The sequence below is a fragment of the Paraglaciecola sp. QJM3NY_14 genome (assembly GCF_056173245.1).
Window position 1 is genome coordinate 1,343,549 of record NZ_CM149664.1, and the last position, 25,531, is coordinate 1,369,079.

General features: G+C 42.0%; 18 protein-coding genes. All 18 read right to left on the reverse strand.

What is annotated here, in order from left to right; all coding sequences use genetic code 11:
- Positions 1 to 17: 17 nt before the first annotated feature.
- Positions 18 to 1,898 carry a DUF5672 family protein gene (locus AC0VYA_RS05695; protein ID WP_475490355.1) on the reverse strand — a complete coding sequence of 627 codons (1,881 nt, stop codon included), beginning with the start codon at positions 1,896 to 1,898 and terminating at the stop codon, positions 18 to 20.
- 96 nt (positions 1,899 to 1,994) lie between these two features.
- Positions 1,995 to 3,377 carry an oligosaccharide flippase family protein gene (locus AC0VYA_RS05700; RefSeq protein ID WP_475490356.1) on the reverse strand — a complete coding sequence of 461 codons (1,383 nt, stop codon included), beginning with the start codon at positions 3,375 to 3,377 and terminating at the stop codon, positions 1,995 to 1,997.
- A 115-nt stretch (positions 3,378 to 3,492) separates the two neighbouring features.
- Positions 3,493 to 4,647 (reverse strand): glycosyltransferase family 4 protein, encoded by a 1,155-nt coding sequence (locus AC0VYA_RS05705; RefSeq protein ID WP_475490357.1) that lies wholly within the window; start codon positions 4,645 to 4,647, stop codon positions 3,493 to 3,495.
- Positions 4,644 to 5,693 (reverse strand): sulfotransferase, encoded by a 1,050-nt coding sequence (locus AC0VYA_RS05710; protein ID WP_475490358.1) that lies wholly within the window; start codon positions 5,691 to 5,693, stop codon positions 4,644 to 4,646. The genes AC0VYA_RS05705 and AC0VYA_RS05710 overlap by 4 nt, the downstream gene beginning before the upstream one ends.
- A gap of 3 nt (positions 5,694 to 5,696) precedes the next feature.
- Complete coding sequence (locus AC0VYA_RS05715) at positions 5,697 to 6,818, reverse strand: glycosyltransferase (RefSeq protein WP_475490359.1); 1,122 nt, start codon at positions 6,816 to 6,818, stop codon at positions 5,697 to 5,699.
- The gene (locus AC0VYA_RS05720) at positions 6,808 to 7,917 is read right to left on the reverse strand and encodes an acyltransferase family protein (protein ID WP_475490360.1); all 1,110 of its coding nucleotides are present in this window, start codon (positions 7,915 to 7,917) and stop codon (positions 6,808 to 6,810) included. The genes AC0VYA_RS05715 and AC0VYA_RS05720 overlap by 11 nt, the downstream gene beginning before the upstream one ends.
- A complete protein-coding gene (gene asnB, locus AC0VYA_RS05725; protein WP_475490361.1) occupies positions 7,851 to 9,749 on the reverse strand; it encodes an asparagine synthase (glutamine-hydrolyzing) in 1,899 nt (632 codons plus the stop codon). The genes AC0VYA_RS05720 and asnB overlap by 67 nt, the downstream gene beginning before the upstream one ends.
- Before the next feature lie 73 nt (positions 9,750 to 9,822).
- The gene (locus tag AC0VYA_RS05730; RefSeq protein ID WP_475490362.1) at positions 9,823 to 10,890 is read right to left on the reverse strand and encodes a GNAT family N-acetyltransferase; all 1,068 of its coding nucleotides are present in this window, start codon (positions 10,888 to 10,890) and stop codon (positions 9,823 to 9,825) included.
- Positions 10,887 to 11,894, reverse strand: coding sequence for a polysaccharide deacetylase family protein (locus tag AC0VYA_RS05735; RefSeq protein WP_475490363.1), 1,008 nt, complete (start codon positions 11,892 to 11,894; stop codon positions 10,887 to 10,889). The genes AC0VYA_RS05730 and AC0VYA_RS05735 overlap by 4 nt, the downstream gene beginning before the upstream one ends.
- A complete protein-coding gene (locus AC0VYA_RS05740) occupies positions 11,894 to 13,009 on the reverse strand; it encodes a glycosyltransferase (RefSeq protein ID WP_475490364.1) in 1,116 nt (371 codons plus the stop codon). The genes AC0VYA_RS05735 and AC0VYA_RS05740 overlap by 1 nt, the downstream gene beginning before the upstream one ends.
- A 12-nt stretch (positions 13,010 to 13,021) precedes the next feature.
- Complete coding sequence (locus tag AC0VYA_RS05745) at positions 13,022 to 13,978, reverse strand: glycosyltransferase family 2 protein (RefSeq protein ID WP_475490365.1); 957 nt, start codon at positions 13,976 to 13,978, stop codon at positions 13,022 to 13,024.
- A gap of 30 nt (positions 13,979 to 14,008) precedes the next feature.
- Complete coding sequence (locus tag AC0VYA_RS05750; protein WP_475490366.1) at positions 14,009 to 16,621, reverse strand: RIFT barrel domain-containing protein; 2,613 nt, start codon at positions 16,619 to 16,621, stop codon at positions 14,009 to 14,011.
- Between the two features lie 7 nt (positions 16,622 to 16,628).
- Positions 16,629 to 17,765 carry a GNAT family N-acetyltransferase gene (locus AC0VYA_RS05755; RefSeq protein ID WP_475490367.1) on the reverse strand — a complete coding sequence of 379 codons (1,137 nt, stop codon included), beginning with the start codon at positions 17,763 to 17,765 and terminating at the stop codon, positions 16,629 to 16,631.
- 36 nt (positions 17,766 to 17,801) lie between these two features.
- Positions 17,802 to 20,558 carry an XrtA/PEP-CTERM system TPR-repeat protein PrsT gene (gene prsT, locus AC0VYA_RS05760; protein ID WP_475490368.1) on the reverse strand — a complete coding sequence of 919 codons (2,757 nt, stop codon included), beginning with the start codon at positions 20,556 to 20,558 and terminating at the stop codon, positions 17,802 to 17,804.
- A 139-nt stretch (positions 20,559 to 20,697) separates the two neighbouring features.
- Entirely contained in the window at positions 20,698 to 22,323 is a 1,626-nt protein-coding gene (locus AC0VYA_RS05765; protein WP_475490369.1) for an FAD-binding oxidoreductase, read from the reverse strand.
- 226 nt (positions 22,324 to 22,549) lie between these two features.
- Positions 22,550 to 23,407: an Npun_F0296 family exosortase-dependent surface protein gene (locus AC0VYA_RS05770; protein ID WP_475490370.1), complete on the reverse strand. Its 858-nt coding sequence runs from the start codon at positions 23,405 to 23,407 to the stop codon at positions 22,550 to 22,552.
- A gap of 380 nt (positions 23,408 to 23,787) precedes the next feature.
- Positions 23,788 to 24,597 (reverse strand): PEP-CTERM/exosortase system-associated acyltransferase, encoded by an 810-nt coding sequence (locus tag AC0VYA_RS05775; protein ID WP_011574064.1) that lies wholly within the window; start codon positions 24,595 to 24,597, stop codon positions 23,788 to 23,790.
- 31 nt (positions 24,598 to 24,628) lie between these two features.
- Positions 24,629 to 25,468, reverse strand: coding sequence for a patatin-like phospholipase family protein (locus AC0VYA_RS05780; RefSeq protein ID WP_475490371.1), 840 nt, complete (start codon positions 25,466 to 25,468; stop codon positions 24,629 to 24,631).
- Between the last annotated feature and the right edge of the window lie 63 nt (positions 25,469 to 25,531).

Sequence of the window (25,531 nt, forward strand, 5' to 3'; positions counted from 1 at the left end):
CACATCATTTGGAGCTACTAGCGTTTTTGTTTTAATAATAATTTTGCATCTGGGAAGTATTTCAAAAATTGCTTCGTACTCTTTTTATTTAAGCAAGATACTTTATGGCAGCCGAAGCTGTCTGCTAGGTATTTATACTGGGTACTAAATTTTGCGCATTCCGTGCCTCTTGCGACGCGCCCGCCCAACAAATCCATATGAAAAGCAAAAAAGCCATCCTCTCCACCAGGCCAATCTTGTGGCGAAAATCTTGTTAAGCATTCAGAGCTTAATTGCCAATCTCGTATGCTAAGACCGCCATTTCCTCCATCTATTGTTAAACCGATAGGTCTCTTGCGCTCCCACCATGAGCCTATGTAGTCAAAGTGGAGAAAATCTCTCAACACAAATTTAGATTTAGGACAGAGTAAAGAGTCCGTTTGAAATACGACAATTTTATTACGTGATGCAATGCAATTCCAAAATGTAGGAGATAAGAAAATTGCATTGTAACTTTTCGCGTTTAAGTCGTGAATATATAGTTTGGTTAATAAAACTCTACCGTTTGCAACCAGATCAGCTATTTTGGTTGATTGGATAAAAGCGAGATTTTGCTGACTATGAAATAGTTGAACGCGACAATCCGTTGTTTCAATAAAATCAGAGACCACTTTTTCTAATAGTGGGTGCTCTCTTGTTTCAACAATAACGCCTATATTTGCTTCTTCAATCAGTGTGGTTTGTTCGATGCACTCTTTTAACACTAAAGGCATGTTACTAAAATCAGGGCGGTCATCTGTCTGGGGAAGAGAATGATAGAGAGAAGATAAATCCGAAGAGTGAATGTCAGGCGGTTTTATCCCATTTTTTAAGTGACTCTCTGTCAGTTTTTGTGCCGAAGAAGGCAATAATGCACGAGTATCAAGCCAATTCATCATTTTGCATAAAAAGCTTACCTTCAAAGTTTGCTTGCTACCTTTGATATTGCCTAGCTTAAGTAGCAATGACTCAATTGAGCTGATGGTTTGAGATGGTGTGACATTGTTCACATAACTTAAACCGCTACCGACCTTTTTTTCAATAATACTTTGATCGATTTTGACCTTGCAATACTCCTCAAGATTACGGAGCACTTCAGGCTCTGATACAAGGTCTTTATAGTCAATGATCAAACCACCGGTTAATTTCTGTGCATATGACAACTCTCGAATTAGTCTAGCTCGATGTTTGGCGAAGGAGAAGGGAGTGAAAACGGGATTTGTAGGCCATTTTGCATACCAGTTCATATGTTGGCTAAAGTTTTTGTAAGACAAGTACGCGTCGTTCAAATCCCTTTGCAAATAAAGGAATTTCGCCCTTGGAAAAAGTGCTTTTAAAAATATGGCTTCTTCAAGGCCGAAGCGGACTTCTTTAATCCCCCATCTCTTTTCACTCTCATCAGGAGTAAATAGTGTTGTTAAAAACTGCCTATGGGCGGCTAATAGTCGTGCTTCATTTGGGTAGAGATTTGCTATCCATTTATCGGCATTTTGCTCTTTCGGAACATTGTCATTTATATAGTGTCTTGGTGGCCAGTTGAGGGTGAAGGGCCTAATCGTAGAGGCTAAAGACTGTATAATATTACATTTATCGTGAGGCTCTCCCCATAAAAATAGATCATGAGATGATGACAGCAGCCTTTGCAACAACGTCGAGCCGGAGCGCCAACCCGCTGAGAATATAAATACGGGCTCATCGTTAGGAGTGTCTTCTTGCGCCGCCGCGTAGTGTAAAAACTGCCTCATTCTAGCGGGGTAATCTAGGGTGTCCGTTAATTGCCTTATATGGGCTCTATGAGCGTCTAGGGACCCAACGAAAACAAATATATTGCTTATTAAATTGGCAATACGTCGCGTTTTTTTTATTTTTATGTTGGTCATAATTCAATTGCACCTAACAAATGCACTCTTGCATCCTTACTAGCAGTTTCGACACTAAACACAGCTTAGGCATGAATAGTAATTCGGATGACGCTTTCATCCTAATTTTTCTCTTATTTGAGCGATATATTTGCCCATTAAACGTTTGAAAAAGAGACATCTTTCGCTCCATGGCGCCAAAATTTGCATAATTAATGTCATGACGGATATATATGACAGCGTAAAAACTCCCCCAGATAAAAGAAGCATGGCAAGGCCTGATGAGTCGATGGTGCGACTGACGTACTGCGCCCCTAAAATGCTTAAAAGCGCCACGGATGCGCATATTAAACACCATATTCCCCAAGCAAACAGGGAGAAGTTAATCTGTAATCGTATGAATAAAATCAACACAGAAGTTGCACCTATACCTAATAGCCCTCTAAGTTTTGCAAATTCGGGTAAATCTGTATCGCCGAGAGTAAATAAGCCAAAAAATATTAACAGTAGGCTAGCGATGTCAAACATTAGTAATTTGGATATCCACCCTTTTGCAATCATGATTTGTTCGAACAATACAATGAAGGGGATATAAAGCACTAATAGAGATAAGCGGCTAAGCAATAAGTAGCTATCGCTCCATTGTTCGCCTAAAACTGTATCGATAAGTGGAGCAGGGAAATGCCAAATATAAAAAACGATGGGTAAAGTGAGCACGGTTGTGGCCATGAGTGACAATTCTATCTGCCCGTTTAAGGTTTTTCCACTGTGGTGCTTGGCACTGAAGGTCGCAAGTAAAGGTTGAATTGCAGGGGTCAGAAAGTTTTGGCTTGGTAACATTACAATATCACGAGAAAGATAATATCTGCCAAGATCACGAGCGTTAAAAAGACTCGATACAATAAATGTATCAATTTGAGAGCGGGTATATCCAATGATATTTTTGGCCAGTAGCCATCTTGAAAATAACCATTGCTGCTTTATATTTTTCAGTGAAAAAGAAGGCCGAAAAGTATGCACAACGTAAGAGCCGAAAGTGAAAATTAACGCGGATGTAATATCTCCAATGATGAGCGCCCAAAAACTGGGATAAATCCAAATCATTAGCATCACAGCAAAAAATGAACCGAGACGCTGAAATATCGTTAAGATGAATAATTGCTTGTACGCTAATTCACGTTGAAAAAGTAGTATTCCAGAGTTGCGCAACGCGCGTATCGGCAAAACGCACGTCGCAGCCAAAAGTGCGCCAGTGAGTTGCATTTCAGAGTAGAAACTATTGATGAATGGTATGCATAGAACGAGGAGGAGCGTAAGGCAACCTTTTATCAGTATATTGATGGTCCAGGCTGCGTCTAAATCCCCATCAGATACCTCTTTTTTCTGAATAATATACTGTTCATTGCCTAAGTCAGAGAGGACATCAAAGAAGTAAATCACCATAGATATGATTGCGGCGATAGCGAAATCTTGTGGTGTGAGCACGCGCGCTAAAATCACAATGCTGATTAAACCAACAGAGCGTTGAAAGAATTTACCGGCTATTAACAGAGATGCACTATTAATAAGTTTGCTGGATGCATTGTTCATAACATGACGTTATCCGCCGGATTTTTCACAATTTATTGAACTCTGTCGCTATCTTTTCACTCAGCACTGGCCAGTCCAGGGTTTGTTGAACGTGCTTTCTACCTGCTTTTCCCATACTTTCTCTAAGCGTGTCGTTTTCGAGTAAATCGCCTATCTTGTCAGCTAACACTTGGGGCTGGATGCAATCAACGATAAACCCCGTCTCGTCTAGTAACATGGTTTCAGATGTGCCTCCTGAATCCCCAGCGATGACAGGGCGTTCACATGCTTGCGCTTCTACTAGCACCATACCGAATCCTTCGATATCGCTGCCTACCGTTCGATTTGGCAGAACAAATACATCACATTGCTGATAGCACTGGATCATTTGTTCATCATCCAGCTCTGACATGAACAGTACGTGCGCCTCAAGGTTCAGATCTTTAACAAGAGCATGTAAGGCGCTCTTGCGTTCGCCATCGCCTATTATGGCGTATAACGCATTAGGAATGCGTTTTATGATGCTGGGCAGTGCTTCAATGAGTTTGTCATGCCCTTTGCGTTCTTGTAGGCGCCCAACGGTGAGAATCACTTTTTTATCTTCCCATCCCAACTGTGATTTTACCTCTTGTGAGGGAGGCGCGGGGATGAACAAACTTGCGTCTACACCGGGGTTGAATATCATGGTTTTTGCAGGATCGGTATGCCATTTATTGAGTAATATGTCAGCCGTGTTCTGGCTATTGGCGATAAGTCGGGTCGCGCCACCGAGTGCTTTATTAACAATCCAACTTAGTTCTCGGCTGGTGGCTGCTGTTTCCACATCCTCACCGTGAACATAGCAAATATACGGAATACCCTTTATTTTATTGATGAGAAAACCAATAAAGCCTTCGGGTAAACAACGTCCGCAGTGAATGACCTCAATGTCATTTTGCTTGACGACTTTTAATACCGCACGTAATGCGTGAAAGTAGTATTTTAGCCCCGTTAGACTTTTTAAGCCCCAGCTCCATGAGCTAAGGGGTAAACGATATGTTTTAAGTGGGCTTATGCTATCAACTTCATCGCTTTTAACGTCTTGCCCAGCGGCTATAACGACATTACCTGTTGTTATGCGCGTATAAATTTCCCAGAACCAACGTCCACTTCCACCTTTAACAGGTGGAAATATTTCACTCAATAACAAGGTTTTTTTCATCGTTCTGGGTCCGTGATAGAGCGCTCTTCGAGCATCAGTGACAGGTTCTTTTCACAAATATATTCATGCTGGGCAAACCAATTTTCGTCGGCATATTTACGCCAACGCTCAGCCGGAGGCGCTTTAATGACACCGACTAAAGGTTCAACCTTGTTTGTGTCCATATTCAGTGCAGTAAACATATCTGAAATGACGGTTTTAGGAGCACATGTGAGGTTCTCAAAACTTAAACTTATGTCCGAAAACGCTAGACCATGTAGGTAGGATAGTTTCCATAAATAATAAAAGCGCTGATAAGGGTGGGGCGTATTTTTTTTATCAAGCACAGGATAATGTTTGGCTAAATCGCGGCACCACACGTCCAAGTAGAAAGCATCTTGGTACGTGTTATGTACATCATCTTTATTCATTCGCTGCTGATCAGTGAGGAACGAGCACCATTGATCTCGTGGGTGACGATACAGATGCAAAATCTTTGCGTTGGGGAAATGCTGCCTTATCCAAGGCAAACGAAAATCAATACGATTGAACTGCAGTACGGAGCGCCCTGGTGCGGCTTCTATCATCTGCTCAATAAACCGTTTCATCTGCGGATCCCATGATTGGGCAGACATATATAGGCTCTTGCGGATCCAATCCTCGTTATAGGTGTCACACAACTGGCTAAGGCCGTTGTATTCAGCCCAATAGTCATCTACGCCGCGATGTGTGTTATCCACATTGTCGCCGCGCATTTGCTCGTTGAACCATTGGCGCTCATTAAATGGCTCGTAATAGGCACTGCATTCGGGGGTTTGCCTGAATAAATTCCACAGCAGGGTTGAACCGCTTCTAAAACGACTGGTGATGAAGACAATGTCATCTCGTTCAGATGTGACAGGAGACAATGGAGCCTGGTTTGATGCATAAGGCGAGACTAGGTTACTCAAGGCTGGAAGAGATTGCGCGCAGTGCAGTGCTTTGTCGTCTAGTTGTTGCTCAATAGAAGGCTGTTGCAATAATTTAGCGGTCACATTGACCATTATCTTTTTCAGTGCTTTTTTCATTGTCTATGCCTGCACGCTTGAGAATAATCGCAAATAAAGCGCTTCATATGCTTGTGTCATATTTTTAATATCAAACGTATTTTCAAACCGTATTTTGGACGCTTTACCGAAGGTATCTTGTAGTTGCTTATTTTGTGCCAGTGCTATCATTGCATCTGCGTAAGCTTGCTCGTCGTCATTTGGTGTGACAAGACCTGTGACGTCGTGTAAAACGATTTCGGGGTTGCCTCCTGCGTGGGTCACAATGCAAGGCTTACTCAATGACATCGCTTCTAACAGCGTCATGGACGTGCCTTCGCTGAGTGAGGGCAGTAGATAAATATCCATCAATGCTAAATGGGCATGAGGTTTTGGCTCATAGCCGGTCATGATTACGCTTTGTGACAAATCTAGGGTACTTATTAATGCGTCTGTGTTTTCTCGCTCTTCACCGTCGCCAACAATCATCAACTTTGCGTTTACGCCAGCATCGATAACACGTTTAAATGCCCGTAGCATCATGCTGTGGTTTTTTATCGGATCGAGCCTTGCGATAGTGCCAAACAAAATACAACCTTGTGCCAGGGGGAATTGTTGTTGTAGCTCTTCTATTCTTGCACGCTCAGGTTCAATACCCATGATCCCGTTATAAACTATGTCAATATCTTTGCCAGGGATATACTCATACTCTATTAGAGCATCACGTGTTGCTGCTGAAATAGCCGTGGTCGCATGCGTGAAGCGGTGCAGAATGGGGTTGATGATTTTGCGCTTCCACGTGGTTGAGTCAGGATAGAAGCGCCCGTGTTCAGTGAAAACGATTTTAGCTGACATCGCTAACGCTGCTAACACACCGTATACGTAGGGGGTATATTGGTGACAATGAATAATATCGATTTTGTGGGTTTTGATGTGCTGACGTATTTTAGAAATCAAGCTGATATCAAATCCTGGCTTGCGGCCTAAGGCTTCGATATGAACTCCCTTTGCAATTAAATCATCTGCGAAAGGGCCTAAAGGTGATTCAATACACAGCACTGACATAGTAAAGCGTGAAGCGTCGGCCCCTAAAATCAGGTTTTTTATAACCTGCTCTGTGCCGCCTATGCGCATATCAAACGTAAGTTGAAGAATTCTAAGCGACATGGTTTTCTCTTTTGGCTGAAAAGGCAAATTTGCTTCGTAGTTTGATAAAAGGGATCTCGATAAATCGAAATAGTATTTCAGCGATGACAAGCGTAATGAGTAAAGCGACCGTGAAATGCACGACAAACCCCATATCTGCGGCGAATCGTCGGCATAGTGCTAACGCCTCTGGGTGAAGCAAGTATATGGAGTAAGAGCGCGTAGAAATATGCATTATTATTCTGTAACCAAATGGTTTAGCTAATACTGGAGTGTTAACCGCAAAAAAGACCAAACTTCCGAATACCAGCGCCAGTAATAAAAAGCTTGGATCTACGTAGTCATTAGACGGTGGAAACCATCGGAAGTAAAAAAATAACCCGACACAAATCGAACCAATTACAGCACTTGGGTTTTTAAATTTGGCGGCTCGCGACCATAATTTAGGATAGTGATAATAAGTGTGAGCCAAAAGTACTCCCATTAGACAGCAGTCCCACCGAACATGAGTTTCAACAAGTGTGTCAAACCATCCTAAATACCTGAATAACGAAGGTGTAAGCAACAGAAAAATAAGCGCAATGGATTGGTAAAATGCTCTGACCTTAAAGAGCAATATTAATGAGGGAGCAATTGCTAGGTAAAATTGCTCTTCAACACTTAAAGACCAGCTAATGTAGAAGTAAGTTAAAGGGTAGTCGTAGTTTTGAAAAAAGAAAAAATAGGGAAGCGGATCTTTATAGGAGCCTTTTTCTATTGTTAATTGCGCAATAGTTGCTAAAAGTACCACATAGTAAGCAGGTAAGGTACGCATCCAACGTCTTACCCAAAATCGTTTAATGTCTATATTGTTAAATTTGGCTTTTTCTGCAAATAACTGGGAGCCAATTAGCCATCCTGATAATAAAAAGAAAAGGTCTACTCCAGCACCTCCGAACTGAAGCCCCTCAATATTGCTAGGTGCTCCAAAGCTGAGAACGCTATGTGCTGTGAACACCATCATAATGGCCAGTGCTCTTAGAACATCGAGATAGTAAACTCTTGCTTGCACTGCTAATGAGCTCCGGCGTCCGTTTGAATATAACGGAACCACCACATTTGAAACATCAACATGCTCCACAATACTGTGCTGTGATCGGCTTTTTCTGCTTGGTGTTGCTGCCAAAGTTGCTTAACCACATCCATATCAAAATACTGCTGAATGCCTTGTGACTTACTGAACAAGTAATCTTCCGTTAGTTCTTTAATTTCACATCGTAACCATGTCGCTAAGGGCACCGAGAAGCCCATTTTTTTGCGATACAAAATATCATCAGGCAAAACTGGTTTAAACGCTTCTTTGAGAATGAATTTCTTCTCGCCATCGCGATATTTTAAGTTCGATGGCAGCGTAGCGGAAAATTCGATCACGTCTTTATCCAGCAGTGGCGCTCGCACTTCTAGAGAATGCGCCATGCTCATGCGATCGACTTTCACTAAAATGCCGCCGGGCAAGTAGGTCTTCATATCGGTATACAAAATTTTCGACAAATGGTCTTTCCCATCGGCCTTATGGTAATTTTCAAGTGTTACTTCACTTGGGTGGTAAGCGCCTAGCTTAGCCTTGGTATCTGATGAGGCTAAACGTTCCCAAAGGCGATCATCTATCATCGAGTTAGTCACATAAAACCCCATGGCGGGGTCTAAACTCAAACTGGTTAACAGAGATTTAGCCTTTCGAAATAGTGGGTGCTCACTTTTAGCGAATACGCTAGCAAGTTTAGGGAATAGCTTTTTGCGCAACGCTTCGGGAAAGCGTTCACGTAGTTTGTTTTCAAGTGCATCTGTGGTGTATTTTTCATAGCCTGCAAATACTTCATCGCCGCCATCACCGGCAATCGCTACCGTCACCTGAGAGCGCGCCAACTGAGAAACAAAATACGTTGGTACTAAAGATGGGTCGGCAAAAGGCTCGTCAAAATAACCGACTATCTCTTCTAAGTTGTCTTTTACATTTTGATGAACGGTAAATTCGTGGTGCTCGGTCTTATATTTATCTGCGACAATTTGGGCAAATTCGGTTTCGTTAAAACGCTTTTCATCGAATCCTATTGAGCAGGTTTTGACTGGTTTATCGCTATTCAGTGCCATCATAGCGACCACACCACTGGAGTCTATTCCGCCACTTAAAAATGCGCCTAATGGCACGTCACTGACCATACGCGAACAGGTTTTTTCTGTGGCTAAATCGTAAAGTGCTTTGGTCAGTTCGGCTTGAGACTTATCGCTGGTTTGCTTAAAGGAAACATCCCAATATTGTTCTATCTGTATTCCGTCCTGGGACACCCACATAAAATGTGCCGGAGGCAGCTTGTGAATATCGGTAAAAATAGTTTTTGGGTCTGGTACATATTGATAAGCAAAGAAGTCATGTACTGCGTCGAGCCTGACTTCTCGCGACACATTGGGAAGCGTAAGTAATGCTTTAATTTCAGAGGCAAACGCAAACTGAGTGTCAGTTTTAAGGTAATAAAGGGGCTTTTTGCCCACACGATCTCGAGCAATGAGCAAACGCTTACTGGTGGTGTCCCAAAGTGCAAACGCGAACATGCCATTTAACATGCTAAGCATCTTGTCACCGTGCGTTGCATAGAGCGCAAGGATCACTTCTGTGTCTGTGTGGGTTTTAAATGGATAGCCTTCGCTGACCAGGTTATCGCGAAGTGCCTGAAAGTTATATATCTCCCCATTAAAGGCAATGATGTATCTTTCGTCATGTGAGTACATGGGCTGTGTGCCGGCTTCTGACAAGTCGATAATGGCCAACCGACGATGGGCTAGACCTACGTATTCATCGAAATATTCGCGACCAGCGTCTGGACCACGATGATAAATACTGTCACCCATTTTTTTAAGGGTTTGCTGGTTACCCATGTTCCCGCTAAATTGTGTAAACCCTGCAATACCACACATAGATATTTCGGCCCTGTAGTTGGTGTTCTTTATTGAACAAACCATTTGATGCATACCAAATGGCTGGTCATCTTTACAAACTGATATGTTTACGAATTTTAGGACCAAGCGCGGTCGTTACATGCAAAGGCAATTTTGCCCAAACTTTCTCAATTACGGGTCTGATTTTACCCTGTGGTACGTTTTCACGTTCATCGTTATCCTGAGCGCTAAAATCTTGTTGAATTTGTGTTGTGGCATCATACCAATTCAGTAATTGGGGCGTGGCTCCCCACTGAGCTTTAAATCGATAAGTCCCCTCATTAAAAGTGGAGCGCCCAAAATCAAATGTTTGCATGTTATTGTCACACGCTTCTTTTAGCAAAGACCAATACAACAGCATGTTAGGAGCTAAACGATTGTACTCGGCGACTGTCGATGCCCATGGTATTGAAGTCACTCCCCCTGTAGACAGCGTTATCCCAGCACCAACGGGTATGTTTTCACTGTAAACGACGGATAATATACTGTTTTCTTTATAGTTTTCAATGATATGTTGAAACCATGCTTTGCTATGTACAGGGGAGCCCAATTTACGCATATTGATCGCGAATATGTGGTAAAAATCGTCCAAGCCATTACCGTTTTTATGGATTTTATACCGCAGGCCATTTTTTTCTGACTTTCGTATTTGGCTGCGTAGTTTTGATTTGAAGTTGCTCAATAATTCTTCACTAGTGGCGGGCAACGACAAAAGCATGCGTACTTTTTGGCCTTCCATTTGTGACTCTGTTGGGGGTTCGTCTATGTAGTCTCTTAATTGAAATGTTCGCCCAGTGACATTCAATAATTGCTGCTTCATGAATGCCATCAGTTTATCTGCAGTTGTGCTGTCATCAGCGAGTAAGAAACCCAAATCACAATAGGGCAGGGAGCAAAATGCAGGGCGCAACAAAGGTCGACGCATCAGGATACAAGGGAACACGCCAACAACGTCGTCGCCGCAAAGGGCAATGGCTGAGGTATTTTCGTGTTGGTATGCCTGTTCTACACTCTCTACCCAACCATAATAGTGATATGGCGTTGCTCTAGGGTGGTTATTGATGTAAGCATTCCATATGGATTTGTCTGCTTGTGTGACTAAGCGTACTTGCACCGTCATTTTGTACTCTTCTGTGGATGTTGCTGAATTTTTTCAGCTGCTTCAGATAGCGTACAAAAATCCAGTTGGTATTTAGTGCGCAACGTCGTGATCACCTCAGTTATGGATTCGCTTAAAAACTCATAGGCGTTACGGTTTCCTAGTAAGCTGTTGTTGTTATCCAATAAGCTTGAGCTGTGCATGTACATGTGAAGCACTGTATATCCTTTGTTTATGACGGTTTCACACAGAGATAACATGTCTTTTGGTGCTGATAACTCGGGGCACAAATATTGTTTACGTAATAAATGTGTGTGCCAAGCGATACCATTAAACCTCGTCCAACTATACGGAGGAGAGGCAAATTTGGTGTGAATGTCATTCCATCGTGAAAAGTTCGGACGATTAAAGCCAACAGTTACCGGCAACTCAAAAATATCCCGCTGTTGTGATGACACAAGGGGATTGTTTAAATCAGGCCAATAGGGGAGTGATGGTGCCCCAAGGCAACTGAAATAGTCGTTGCTGTAAAATGGATAAACGCTCGAGTCAACGGTTATTCCTACATTGGTCAACAGCTTTAAAACATTGGAATCAATTCCCCATCGCCCAGTGCGAAACGATTTGGCTTTAACTGAGAATTGCTCTTCGATGCGGCGCATTAATACGTCAAGCTTTTGCGATACTTGCTCTTTAGGCAAATTAACTACGTGTGAGCTTTCATCTGTTGCAGGGCCAAAATATGGAGGGTTGCACCAAGGGTGAAGGTGAGCACCAATCTCGCAATTTTGTTGAGCAGAAATTGTTCTAATGGTTGATGCAGCAGTAGGGCAATCCGCAACTGCATAGTCGACTAGGTATGTTGGTCGAACCCCTAAAGCACCAAGGTGCGCGTGAAAACTGGGCAACAATGCCACATTATTCACATCAGCATTTTGTTGTGGGAATGCACCTGACCAGTCCCATTCTTCCTCTGTATCAATGGAGAGAACAAAAATAATGGGTGGCGATTTGCTTCGTTGCATTAACTATCCTTTGTCATCTCGTCAAACAAATCACTGTATTGCGCTGCCATACGTTGAGCAGAATAATTATCGTATACGAATTGCTTAGCATTTTCAGCCATTTCTGTTGCATACGTTTGGTTGTACAACAATTTTTCCCAATAGGTAAGTAGAGTTTCTTTATCACCTAACGTGGCGAGTAAGCCTGTTTTTTCATGGCTGATTAATTGGTCAATACCGGCTATGTCATAAGCCGCTACGGGAATACTGGCAGCAGTTGCCTCCATTAGGCATCTTGGGATCCCTTCCAACGTTGAGGTCATAACAAATAAATCAAACGACTTAAGCAGGCTTAATCTGTCATCCCTAAAACCTAAAAACTGTATCGCGTCTTTACTGGCTAACGTTTGAGTATGCTGCTCTAATTCTTGTCGTGCATCCCCATCCCCGAGTAAAATTAATTCAGTATCAGGATGCTTTTTATGTAATTTCTCGAAAATGTCGAGAATATCGTGAATGTTTTTTCGACTAATCATTTGGCCGACAAAGCCAATGCGTTTTTTGTTGGGCTCCAGGCGCGCAGGTACGGGCTCAGCTTCCACCTCAGACAGATCTACACCGTTCTGAATATACAGCGTCTTTTCAGGCTTAACGCCAATGTTCAACACGTCTTGCATAAGCTGTTGTGAAAGAGGAACGACTTTATGAGCAAAGCGCATCGACTGACACCCAAGCCAGATAAACGTCTTTAATTTAAAGTCTTTTGCATTCTCAAAGCCGTGTGGAGTCACCACGCACTGGATTTTTGCTCGCCTCGCCGCCAGTACGCCTATAATGTCTGACTTGTATCCATGGGTGTGAATGACATCAATATTCTGTTCACGAATAAGCGTGGCGAGTCTATCCACGGCCCCTAAATCAAACTTATTCTTCATGTCGATAATATGCGTTGCTAAATTTAACTTTTGGTACTCCTTGACCAACTCCAGTGGTTTTTGACCAGGCTCCATGGTGACTGCTAAGTCGCATATCGTCGTATCGGGATTTAAATGCTTCGCTAAGGCAAGCACCCAACGCTCTGCACCGTAAAAGCCTGTTGGGCAGATAAATTGAAGTACTTTACGTTTTCTTATCATAGGTAACATGCCTTAAGGGTTTTTATTGCTAATAGATTTAAATATGCCGGCAAAGGTACCGATCGCCCGAGCTGGAAAGTACACCGCATAGAAGGTGAATGTGTTTACAAAAGAGACCTTCAATGTATCTAAGCGATATAAACGTATGGTGTATGCAAGTAAGGGTATCAGGGCTAGTATCGAACTAAGCAAGGCTAGGGCCATTTGCCCGGCGCATAGTAGAATAAGCGCACACAGAATGCATAAAAAAATCGCTGGGGGGACAATAAAGCTTGGCCATTCCCTAATAGGAATGTGTCTACCTTCAATAGACTTTAAATTTGACTGCCCGCGCCATATCTCCTTGTCAAACATACCTTTTAGGGTTTTATCTTCACCTAGATGAATGTAATTAGCTGCTGAGGTATAAAACAGGGCGCCCAATTGCGCTGCTTTGTCAGTAAAATAGTAATCTTCGCAGGTCAGCAGGTGTTCTGGAAACCCCCCTATTTTATGAAATGCGCTTCGGGTGAGAAATAAATTTCTACCGGGTAAAAATGCCACGTTGGTGTCCAATTCTGCGTTGCTCAAACTCGTGCGAATTTTCTCTAGCGGCGGAGCCTCTGGTAGACAAATTTGCATAGCACTGGCAATAATTCGAGTTGGATCGCAATCTAAGGTGTTCAACATTTGCTCAAGCCAGTTTTCTGACAAGTAGATATCCGCATCAAGAAACGCTAAAAACTCTCCGTTAGCTTGAGTCTCGCCGTAATTTCTAAGGGCCGATATGGTGTCTGACTCAGGACGTAAAAATGTGTTGATACGCAATGAATGGTCGTTACAAAAGGTGTGGCTCAGCGCCTCTTTTGTTTGACTGACGACAATGACTTCTACCTGAGATAAGTCAAAGGTTTGTTTAGCAATAGATTCAATGGTTTGAATTAACATTTCAAACCTTCCTTTGTGAGGAATGATAAAAGAAATCTGCATCTAGTTAGGTGTTCCTGAGTGTGTCACTGGCTATCCTAGCCTTTTTTTGAGCCAGTTTACTTCATTGCGAATTGAAAGTGCTAGCATACGTTTCCCAAATGCTTTTACTAAGCGCGTCACATTTGAACCATTAGCATAAGCTGGGGCCGGCCAATCTATCTTTCGCTCATTAAACTCAATTGGTAGCACAGCGTGCTTGAAGTAAGACGTTGGGCCGTCGTTTTGCATCAGCAAAACCATAATACGGGTATAGGTTTTAGTGTCACTTTGCTGTAATCGAGACGAAACTTCGTTTTCAAAATACTCAGCTTTTTGCAAAAGTGAGTGATCGTGCTTATTTCCATAGAAATACGCGGCGCTAAGCACATGGGCTTTGCGCAAGTCTTGAGCCGTCCACGTATCATTTGGATATTCTAAAATTTCGGGTTTATCGAGATACATATATTCATGTTCGAGCATCCACTGAGCAAAACGTAGCAGTCCATCTCGCGCATAATAAAAAGCGTCATCAAACTCCTTACTAATGCACTTAATGTCCAGATAACGCACTAAAGATTGCAGAAAAACTGTGTAAAACCAGGTTTCTTCGACGTTGCTCAAATGACGTAATGTGATGTCTTCATTTGGGTGAATAGTATGTCGGATAACATGTTCAACGCTTTGCAGGGATGCACGTTCGCTTGTGACCACATAACTGTCGAGCAACGCGTTAATGTAATTCGCGGTACCACGATCAAGAGGATATTGGCCGGTAAAATGGTTTTTTAAGCCGAGCACATGTCTGTTTTTAAGAGCAAGTAACAACTCTAGGCATGTATTGCCGCCCTCATACACATAGGTGATCCATTGGGTTAGTGTTTGCACGGCTTCTTTGGCGTTTGGGTTGCCAGTCAGTAAGTAATACAGCGCAAGGCCTGATGTGTAACAATGTTGGCCGCCTGGTCCGCCGCCGCCAGCGTGATCCTGATACGCACCTTTACCTTGAAGTTTTGAATATGAACGATGACTCGATGTAAAAGCCTGCAAATAATGATCAGTGTGCCAAAAAAGGCCGCCATTATATTCGTCCTTGTCCTGTTTAGTATGATAAATATCGATATCAATGACATGCTTGGCTAAGTCATCCGCAAGGGTAAACCATCGTGGATCGTTACTCAGTAAGAATTGGCGTAAGAAGCCAAATATAGGATCGTATTGATTATTGTAATGGGACACAAAAAGTGAACTGTCTTTGTGTTCAGCCGTTTCGTGATCAGCGTAAATATCACCGAAATTCCGCCATCCGTATTCATCGAGCTGTTCACGTTTTTCAAAAAAATTATTTTGTGACTGCAACCCGTTATTTATCAAGTTTTGTATTGTGCTATGTGTATTTTGACACTCTGTATACAGCGGTATTTCACTATGTATATATTCACCACAAAGACGGACACCTTTACTACTCCTAGTGATTTCGTCAAGTGCGTCAGGTTTATCGTTAGTTGAGAGCCATACTGAATGTGTGCTTTTTTCACCACCTTGAAGTTCGTGCAGGTGGTTTTTCTGGGCAGGAAAAAAGCTGAGTAGCATCTCCTTAGGTGTCATGGTTATCGAAGTAGGAAATTTCTGCCAAAAATTGTCAATCGTAAAACTTACCTTCTTATCCCAATATACTAACGGCGTCGCCCGTTGACCCGAAGAAATGACCTCGCCTTCTTTAGCGACTTGATAGCCATTAACACTAAAGGGGAGGGTGTTCTTATGGTCAACGTGCACAGGGCTTAGCCAATTCTTACCACCACTTGAAAATTGTTGAATACTCACGTCACTTGTATTTGTAGCCGCTTCTGTTAGATGAGTTTGCCACGGGCTGTCCTGTTCTGTTCGATATTGAAAAGTTGAGGCTCCATCGCTTTTCATATAAAGGTTGAGGGCTGAAAAGTAAAACGAATTGGCATCCCCTAAATCCCAACTCCCGCCGGAGTGCACTGCCGCATTCGCGTTGTGTAGGGTGACATCTAACTTTATCGCTTCGTGGGTGGCGGTTAATAGAAAAACGCTCGTTGATGAAATATTCGAAACGGTGTCGTCATCTACGGGCGCATAAGTCATGTCGACTTGTACCGATAAACCGTAGATAGAGCCATCAAGTAGGGACAGGGTGTCGTCTATGGATACAAGACAGGATGAAATGGCACATGGTTGGCTATGGGCGTCATGTAAGTTCAGGCAACCTCGGATAACCTTATTGGCGTCATCTGTTGTGCCTGACGCGATTGAAAAGCTGCCATCAGCATGGGTTAACGTAAAGCGATAAAGCGAATGAGTGACTGTAGTGTGTGAGTCATTCGAAACATAAGTTAGGCTCTTTGGTACACTTGCGGTCTCGCTTTGCTTGGCCTTAGTAACCTTAAATATTAGGTCTTCTCTTAACTGCTCGGGAACGGCAAAGGTTAAATGTAGCCATTTGATACTGCCATCAGGCCAATTGGCGAGTGCTTTTGCCCCACACGATATTGGCCCTCCATTTGTTAGTAGCTGACTCGCTGTAAGTTCATACAACACCCCTTGTGCTAGAGGCACGCTCACAGAAGTAACAGCGCTGTCTTGCAATGAGTCTAATTTTATGGGAACAGAGTAGTCACCGGCATCTTCAGTTATCATTTTTATTCTAATGTCTCAATATGTTTGGTAGTGCGTTTTTATATCGTCGTGCACATTCTCGTAGACGCATAAACACAGTGGGTTGATAAAAACAAACCAGTGTTTGGCTTGTTTCAGGGAGGTTTGATAACGAACGCTTGTAGCGTGCTTCCCCTGCTAAAAAGCTATACTTACTGACTTTTTCAGCTATGGCTTGTTCGATTATATATGCATGTGCAAGTAATCCGACTTTGACTCTGTTGTCGTCATGGCCGTTTATGGCAGACAGGTAAAAATACCAAGTGTCATCATCTATTAGTAGATATATGTAGGCGATTGGTTTTTTATCGAGAGTGAGGCAGTAAAGTCGGGTTTTATTCGTTACATCATCTTCAAAAATCAGATGTCTATGAAATTGCTCAAAAATCGGGTTATCAAATCCACTGCCAAATTCTGTATCTCTCCATTTATCTTTGTGTAGTCGAGATATATCTTCTAGGAACGTTTCTTTCTGGGCTGCGGTTTGAGCCACGGTAAGCGCTAATTCACCTGATTGTGTTAATAGCTTTTCTGTACGCCTAATTTGCGAACGAGTGTTTTTCGATAAATCAGCCAAGTAATCATTTAAATTGGCTTTGTGGCGTAAGTCGACTTCGAAATCGGGAGAGCTAATGACTTCTCGACAAGAAGGCCAGTTTAGTTTAATTGAATCAATCACTTTTGAATTCGTTAATCCAAAATACAATTCGTGCCACAGTTTTTTTTGCGCAAACAGATATTCCAACATGGCTAAACGAATCTGGTCTTTGTTGTTCTGATGCAACAGAAAATCGTTATGCTCAATCCACATTTGATCTGACGCCTGCTCACCTTTTCTATGCAACCATAGCTGTTTGATATCTATTCTGCTCGAAGAACGGGCGTTTCGCTGTATTAAAAAAGCTAAACCTACACAGCGGGTATTTTCATATGCAGCTAACACAACTGGCACAGAATCTATTGACGTTAACCATGCTTTTATCCATGACCAATTAAGAAAAACGCTAGCATCAGACTGTTTATAAAGGTCGCTCCACAGCGCCTCATGTAGCGCAATATCTTCCAGTGGATAATGAGTGATGGTATAGATACGATTTACTCGGTTGAAATATACTAAACAGGCCAAGCAACAAACATTTGCTAGGCCTGCGACTGCCGTGACTTAAATACTGGTGCTGAGGCGCGACAGTGTGTCTTTCTCAGTATCATTAGCAGGCTTAAATCGGTTGATAAGACCTTTAGCTTTATCTTTACTGCCTGTAGCGATCAACAGCTCAACCAGATGGAGGGTAATTTCATTGTTTTTCGGTAATTCCGCATTTGCCTTTTTGATGTAGGTTAGCGCGTCTGAAAATTGATTGTTTCTAAACAGTGCCCAACCCAAAGTATCCATAGCATAAGGGGAGTTTGGCTGTATCTGAATAGCTTGTTGAGCTAGCTCGATAGCTAGAGGGATTTCCTCTTTTCTAATGGCAAGCGCTGAATAATTGTTTAACGTTACAAAGTCTTTAGGATTCATATCTAGTAAGCCCTTATAATATATCTCCGCCGCGTCAAGAGCGCCGTTTCGAGTATAGTATTCAGCAATGTAATGGATGTTCTTGTACTTAACTCGCCTTTTCGCCGTTTGCTGTACTAGATAACTTCCGCCAAGTTGAACCTTACCCACTTTCGCAAGGGCTTCCGCAAGAGGGATAGCCGTGTCCCATGAAGGGTTTTCTGAATAGTAATGGCTGAGTAGTTCACTCGCTTTCTCATACTCTTGATTATGAAGAGCAATTTCTCCATTAAATAGCTCAAACATAGGGGAACTGTGTCCTTCAGAATTCATCTTTTCGATTTTTTGTTTTGCCCTCGGGATTTCTCCCGCTCGAATAAGTGCTCGAATATTAAGTACTGTGAGGCGAGGATCATGCGGGATAGCAGTTTCAGCACGGCTAGCTAACTCTGCTGCTTCAACATGTAAACCATACTGATTAAGTAGGTTTATTTGCTTGTTCCAGCTAAGCGTATTTCTCGGGAAAATATTTACAAGCGTCTCAAAAGTTAATTTTGCGTTCCTAAAATCATCCATCTCTATATAAGTCTGACCTAATTCAGATAATACAAAGAAGTCTTTCTGATCTTTGATGTCTTTTAAGACCGTCAATGCTTTTTGGTATTCACCTTGATAGTTATAAATCGTTGCTAATCCCACTTTTAACTCTAAAGGTTCTTTTTCAACATCAATAGATTGGTTATCCAATAAGGACTGAAGCAACGTCTCGATAGACTTAAGATCATCTTGCTGTATTGCTAGGTTAATGATGGTTAGAACTAAGTGAAATTTGCCCTCGGCATTATTGGACGACAGCAACAGCTTTTCAGCTAACGTTCGAGCCTCATCAAAACGCTTCTCGCGAGCATTCATCAACATCAAGAAACGCATCGCTGGGTAATTATCCGGCGCTAACTCAAGTACTTTTTCTAGAGCTGCTCTAGCTTTAACATTATCGCTTAACTGTTGCAGCAAATAGGATTCAAGCACTAACCCATCTATTTTGTTTACTTCTTGCCAGCGCTTGGCAACATTCAACGCCTGTTGCGGATCGTTTGCTTGTATATGGGCTTGCGCAAGAAGACTCCAAGCTTCATTTAACGTGTCGTCGATTGAGACAGCTGACTCTAAGCTTTCAATACCAGACTGATCGCCAGATGAAAGTTTAACCAAACCTTCCCGCAAGAGCGTTACCGCATTATTAGGATCGCCTTCTTTCGCTTGTTTAAACAAACTTTTAGATTCATCAACGTCTCCTTCTCGGAATTTAATCATCGCAGCATTCTCAAGCAAGCTTGATTTCTGAATATCTTGGCCTGAGATACCTTCGAGCAGTTGTGCCAAATTATCAGTTTCACCTAATCTAATTTTAACATCAGCCAATAACCTATTGGCCATATGATCGCGAGGTATATTTCTAGAAGCTCTTGATAAATATTTGTAAGCACTTTCAGTTCGCTCAATTTTGTAAGCACTGATACCAGCAAGGAGGTTACTTTGCGTATTATTGATACCGTTTTGTATCGCAAACTCAGCTGCATCGAATGCTTCTTTATAATCATCTTCGCTAATATAAATTTGTGACATTAGTAAATTCGCATAGGCGCTTCTGGCGTTCACTTTCAAGAGTCCATCGATAAGTACTCGAGCTTTTTCGAGTTTTTCAGCTTTTATCAATATTTCTGCCAATTGAAACTGAATAACAAAGTATTCAGGTGATGAGTTAACGACTTTTTCTAAAGCACTGATAGCTGAGTCGTAGTCTTTTAATTGCGCCTTGATTAAGCCCGTAACGATGAGTTTCTCGATTTTGTTACGTTCTAAATCAACGAAGCTAGATAAATTGCTGTTAGCTTGCTCGTAGTTACCTTGAGAAAAATCATAATAAACCTGCGCTAATGTTTTATCGTCGCCGGTTAATGTAGAAAAATCAGTATTAATAGCATCATTATCAGAGGTGTTTTTTAAGTTGGCTAAGAAAGTAAACAAATAGACACTGCTAAGTACCTCGGTATCATTACTAGTAAAATCTTGAGTTAATAGTATGAGACGATCAAAGTCATTTTGATAATAAATGGCTTTGACTAAGGCTGGATAAACAGAATCTTTTGATTCTCCTAACTCTAAAGCTTTACGTAGTTCTTTTTCTGATTCATCGAATAATCCCCCACGAAGGTAATACTGGCCTAATTTCAAGCGCGCGTCTTTATTTTGGGGCGCTAGCGCGATGGCATTTTTCAAATCAATAATTGCGGCTTGGGTGTCGTTTTTCTGATATTGCTCTTTGGCGCTCGCGATGTATTCTTCTGCGGACTTGCTATCGCACCCTATTAGGGTAAGTGCTGAAACTACGACTAAAGATGATAAAATTTTGATACGCATACTAACTCCATTAGTTAATTCTTTTCGCCGGTGTGTGTTCGCTCACCTTTGAGGCGGAGGTGCAACAATAAAGTAATACCACTTTATTGCATTATAATATGAGGAACAATATGGTTGGCGCTACAATACTGCTAAAATGTTAAGGGTTATATCTGTTAGGTGCCAAAATGCCATTTGGATCAATGGCTTGCTTTAAAAGTCTAGTTGTTTGCCAGAAAATATCATCCGCAGGTAAAGCGGCCTGTTGTGTTATGTTCATTCGATAAGGTACAAAGCCTTTCTTACAACCTTCAATGAGAAGCTCGTTTAAACATTGGTGTGCTGCGGACACCGCTTCAGGATTTTCTAAATCGAAAACAAGCGGCACGGTAGAATCAATACAGTCATGTTTCAGATTTGTGAACGTAACCAATGGCTCGATTCCGTATTTAGGTGTAGTTTTCCGAATAAACGAGACGAATTCTGCCAGCACCTCCGATGACATTTTTATGAGAGGGGCGTACCAAAGCAAGCCGCATTTATCTTTATCAGGTAAAAGGTCACTACTTTTATTAGCTTCAACTCTAGGGTTACGCCAATATGCAAGCGGCAGGGCAACCTGATTGGGTTTGCCTAGCATGATTTCTATGCCTTCATCTAAGGTGCTTAGTTGCGCTTTTATCTTGTCAATGGTCGCGATAGCTGGCAATGGTAGGTTAACAACAAATTTTGCGACGTTAATCAGCCAGCTATTGGAAAAATTCAGTTGGCCTAGGTTTTTTGCCCGTCGCTTAAATTGCTTTTGGGTGGCTGAAACCACTTTCTTTGAACCGTAAATTGTACCCACAATCATCCATTGAGGTAAGCGCTGCTCTTTGGCTATCGTTTCAACTTGCTTATCACTCATGACATTGTGCTGACCTTGACCGTTTGGATTTTGGGCAACCATTGATACTAGACGACGACGGTCCATCAAATTTATAGAGCCAACAATACCATCAGACTCTAGTAAGGTCTGCTCTATAAGGGCGACAGCATCAGAAAATTTGTCTGAGGAAAAGACTTGTAGGTAAAAGGCACTAAAGTGCTCAGGCTTGGGGGCTAGGCGAATTGTCATTTCACTGACAATACCAAAGTTACTTTGAGTGAATAAACCATCTATGTAGGGGCCCAAACCCCATTTAAAGGTTTTATCAATATAGTCATCAGATGAACCATCTAGGATAGAAACCGCGGATTCAAATTTCCTGTGACACAAATTAGGGTGAGGAAGATATGCTTTTAACGCGTTGACCGCGGCAAAGTGATCCGTTCTGGGGGTGATACCATACCCTCGCTCCAACGCATTACCTAGAATACTGCAGTGGGGCCCAGCACCGGTAACAGGCACCATAAATGGCCAATCGTTTTCTTGTAAAAAATCAAATAAATCTTGTTGGGTCACACCTGGTTGAACCGTCACTAGCCCCGCTTTTTTATTATTGGGAATAATAGACTTAAGTGAGCTTAAATCTACAACGACTCTTGGGCCGTCAATGAGCGTATTTTGAATTGAACCATAACCCCAGTTATTTCCAGTGCTAATGGGGTAGAGGCAGAACTGATATTTATTCGCTAACAGTAATAGTTTGGGTATGGCAGACTCGTTTTTTATTTGAACAGCGAAATCAATATTAATATTGTCACAGAAGGTTGTTTTGCCAAAATGTTCAGTCGCACTCTCTTTAGCAAAAAGTACAGCTTCAGTATCGGGTAAAACCTCGCTTATCAATTTCATTAAATCCATTGTAAATCCAAAATAATGTATCCGATAGGAGTATTCTACTACACAACATCAGACCAGCGAATGTAAATGGAGTATTTGTTTTTCAATTAGACGATATGTTACTCGATTAATAATGACGATATTTGAACACTGAAAAGAAGAGAAAGAAAAAACGCAAAAATGATACGACGAATTTGAGTGATAAAAAAAGCCGGCAAGCCGGCTTTTCGTGAAGAGTAATTAACTCTTATTTTCTAAATCTTCTACCAAGACCAAGACCTAAAAGACCAAGACCTAAGAAAGCCAAGCTAGCAGGAGCAGAAACGGGGCGCTGATCTAGGCCTATTACAATATTATCGAACTCGCCTGCGATACGAGAAGAAATAACACGTAAACGATTGAATGTTTCATCAGCAGCAAAAGCGATGTTGACATAAACGTTTGAGCCTTCGCCTTCTTGATTACCTGATTGGCCATTGAGTTCTGCCAATAACTCAGGGCCTGTAATACCACCTACTCGCGTATCACCATTATAAAACTCAAACGAGTTATATGTATCTACAGAACCCCAATAGAAGCCTAAGTAGCTTATAGAAGATCCTGCTAAAGCAGGGTCAACTTTGGTGCCTATAGTCTCAAGGAACTCAGCATAGTCAATGTCGACAAAACTATCATTACCTATAGTTGCTGGTGTCGTATACGCATAACATGTTTCATCTCCAGCTGGAGACGCTGCGACATTTGGTACTGATCCTTTGCGAACATTTACAACGCCAGCCGAACTAGGGGTGATATCAAGAGGAGAGTTTACTTGACAGCCATCAGAAGCATCTTGAACATTGAATTCATCACTACCATCAGCTCCAACAGGAAACGCTGTAGATGCATCAAACGTTTCAACGAAATAACCAAGAGACGCATCGGAAATTATATTAGTTGAACTTATGAAGTTACTTGTTAAGCCCGCACTAGTAGACAGATCCAAACCGTCAGTAGCTTCTTGCCCACCAAAAGAGATCGTTAACGCACTTGCTTGACCTGCTGCACCAAACGCCAAAAGAGCGGCTAGTGTTACTAATTTTGTTTTCTTAACTAAATTTGACATGTGATATTCCTTTTAGACCAAAAGATGAGACCAAAGATACTGCTGCAGAGGATAAAGCAGTACTTATGCCAATTTTAAAATATTCTTTAATTTCAGTTGTTTAGCTTTTTTTCATTTTTTTAATATAAGGAGATGTAAAATTCTCTGACAGAATAGAGTACGGTTATCGGTGAGGCGGGAGATTATCGAACACATTTCGCTATTCACGCCTAATTGATAGGCAAAAGAGTAATGATGTAAGGGGAAATTTAGTTTCCGTCTCAACATAGGAAGGAGGGATTGATTCGACGCTTACCATACATAGATTGGATTAATTAATCTATGTAAAATTTTTTGACATTTAATACTGCCTAGACAGTAGGCCCTAAGTTTTGAGCTTTTCAGTTGAATTGTGAATTAACTTTCTTTTCGATATTCTTCAGCATGCGCTTGAAGCCGGGTGTCAGGCCGCTCATCAATAGGTGACGACTGATATAGTATGGGGCCCTCTTGCCGTGATATTCCACAACGGGACCTACTTGTTGAAATGGGATCCCTACAAAACGTAAGCTGCGGGCTAGCCTTGGTTCCATCATCACAAAACAATGTTTAATATCGTGTTTGCGCGAGGTAGACGCGGCGCACAAATAAAGCCCGACCGCAATAAAGGGAAAACAGCGTAACTCGCGCTCAGAGTAGATATGCTCATTAATGGCACCTGTGGCTGAACCTTTAAATTTATCCGTGGCACGCTTTCGAAACTGAGCGGGAACTGCCAATCGTGATATTTCACATATTTCACTTCGCGGAAAATCACTTGGGTGTACTGCGTCGTCAGCAATCGAACTAATACAGTATTTCTCTATTGGTAAAAGCTGCTCTTCACTCATAGAGCGTACGATGCGAACCGTACCGGCATATTCACCAGTAGGGAGGTGCTTAATTAAACAATGGGTAGAGTGACTGTCAAACTGATCTGTTTCCATTTTGTCTGAGCGTTCATCTTCAAACTTTAATTCTTCGCAATAGACTTTGTGCCTGATTTTATAAGATTCATTACGCAGATCGTCTGACAGGGCAACAACAGGACTCAAGTATTCCGCGAAATGTCTAGAGATCTGATTAGCCTTCTGGCTTACTACCAAATTCATTACTTTTTTTACCACTGGCCCAATAATAGGGAGATCAGCGTATTTTCGAAGTTGCTTCATAGATTCATTTCTTTAAAACGGTAGTCCACATCTAGTTCCTTAGTTGTGTATCGGTATAAATCTGCATTCGTTTAGGCACAAATTCAAATGCGGTATTATAACCAATATTGTACAACTCCTCTTTTTGTAGCGCCGTAATATTAAAATCGACGGGAGATAATTTACCCGTATTAATGATTATAGTATTACGCCAGTACTCTGCATGCACATACTCTCGCGACATTGCCGTCATGAAGGTCCTGATCAGCATCATCACATATTGCCGTAATGGCAGCCAACTTTTTTTAAAGTTCGGATCTGTCACATGCTCGCTTTTTAATTTAAAACACATCACAGGTGAGCCATCACCAGCCCAATCTTGATATAACGCATCTTCTGATAAAATAGCGCCGTCTACAAGGACATGCTGTTTATAGGCTTGAAAGCTGAAAAAAAGTGGGATGGACATTGAAAAGCGCACCGCCTTGGATATCTTCAAATCGGGACTCGTTTTACGGCTAAATACCACCGGGCCTCCGCCGTTAACATCGGTCGCTAAAATGTGTAAGTCTTTATCTATGTCTGAGAAGGTTAGGCCTTTAAGGTGTTTGTCCATCCACGCCTCAAATTGATCCCCCGAACTTAAACCGCCTTGGCGTAATAATCTGAGTAATGAAAAGCCTTTGAACTTTTTGAAGTCAGTTGTCATGGCTAAGTGTTTTATATCTGCTAAGGGCACACCACAGCAATAAAGAGCTGCTACGATGGAGCCGCCAGAAACCCCCACCATGTGTTGAAACTGAATATCGAGCTTCTGTAAAGCATCGAACACGCCAATATGCACTGTTAAGCGGGTTCCGCCCCCCGAAAAAATCGGCACTATTGATTTCATGTTTAGTTCCTTGCTTATCCTTCGCCGAACCTACTAAGGCCTACAATCTGACTGGTGATTTAT

What these genes read in the sequence shown, in the direction of transcription:
- AC0VYA_RS05695 (WP_475490355.1), bottom strand. Translation starts at nt 1,898, where the DNA reads ATGACCAACATAAAAATAAAAAAAACGCGACGTATTGCCAATTTAATA.
- AC0VYA_RS05705 (WP_475490357.1), bottom strand. Translation starts at nt 4,647, where the DNA reads ATGAAAAAAACCTTGTTATTGAGTGAAATATTTCCACCTGTTAAAGGT.
- AC0VYA_RS05710 (WP_475490358.1), bottom strand. Translation starts at nt 5,693, where the DNA reads ATGAAAAAAGCACTGAAAAAGATAATGGTCAATGTGACCGCTAAATTA.
- AC0VYA_RS05715 (WP_475490359.1), bottom strand. Translation starts at nt 6,818, where the DNA reads ATGTCGCTTAGAATTCTTCAACTTACGTTTGATATGCGCATAGGCGGC.
- asnB (WP_475490361.1), bottom strand. Translation starts at nt 9,749, where the DNA reads ATGTGTGGTATTGCAGGGTTTACACAATTTAGCGGGAACATGGGTAAC.
- AC0VYA_RS05730 (WP_475490362.1), bottom strand. Translation starts at nt 10,890, where the DNA reads ATGACGGTGCAAGTACGCTTAGTCACACAAGCAGACAAATCCATATGG.
- AC0VYA_RS05735 (WP_475490363.1), bottom strand. Translation starts at nt 11,894, where the DNA reads ATGCAACGAAGCAAATCGCCACCCATTATTTTTGTTCTCTCCATTGAT.
- AC0VYA_RS05740 (WP_475490364.1), bottom strand. Translation starts at nt 13,009, where the DNA reads ATGATAAGAAAACGTAAAGTACTTCAATTTATCTGCCCAACAGGCTTT.
- AC0VYA_RS05745 (WP_475490365.1), bottom strand. Translation starts at nt 13,978, where the DNA reads ATGCAGATTTCTTTTATCATTCCTCACAAAGGAAGGTTTGAAATGTTA.
- AC0VYA_RS05750 (WP_475490366.1), bottom strand. Translation starts at nt 16,621, where the DNA reads ATGATAACTGAAGATGCCGGTGACTACTCTGTTCCCATAAAATTAGAC.
- prsT (WP_475490368.1), bottom strand. Translation starts at nt 20,558, where the DNA reads ATGCGTATCAAAATTTTATCATCTTTAGTCGTAGTTTCAGCACTTACC.
- AC0VYA_RS05765 (WP_475490369.1), bottom strand. Translation starts at nt 22,323, where the DNA reads ATGGATTTAATGAAATTGATAAGCGAGGTTTTACCCGATACTGAAGCT.
- AC0VYA_RS05770 (WP_475490370.1), bottom strand. Translation starts at nt 23,407, where the DNA reads ATGTCAAATTTAGTTAAGAAAACAAAATTAGTAACACTAGCCGCTCTT.
- AC0VYA_RS05775 (WP_011574064.1), bottom strand. Translation starts at nt 24,597, where the DNA reads ATGAAGCAACTTCGAAAATACGCTGATCTCCCTATTATTGGGCCAGTG.
- AC0VYA_RS05780 (WP_475490371.1), bottom strand. Translation starts at nt 25,468, where the DNA reads ATGAAATCAATAGTGCCGATTTTTTCGGGGGGCGGAACCCGCTTAACA.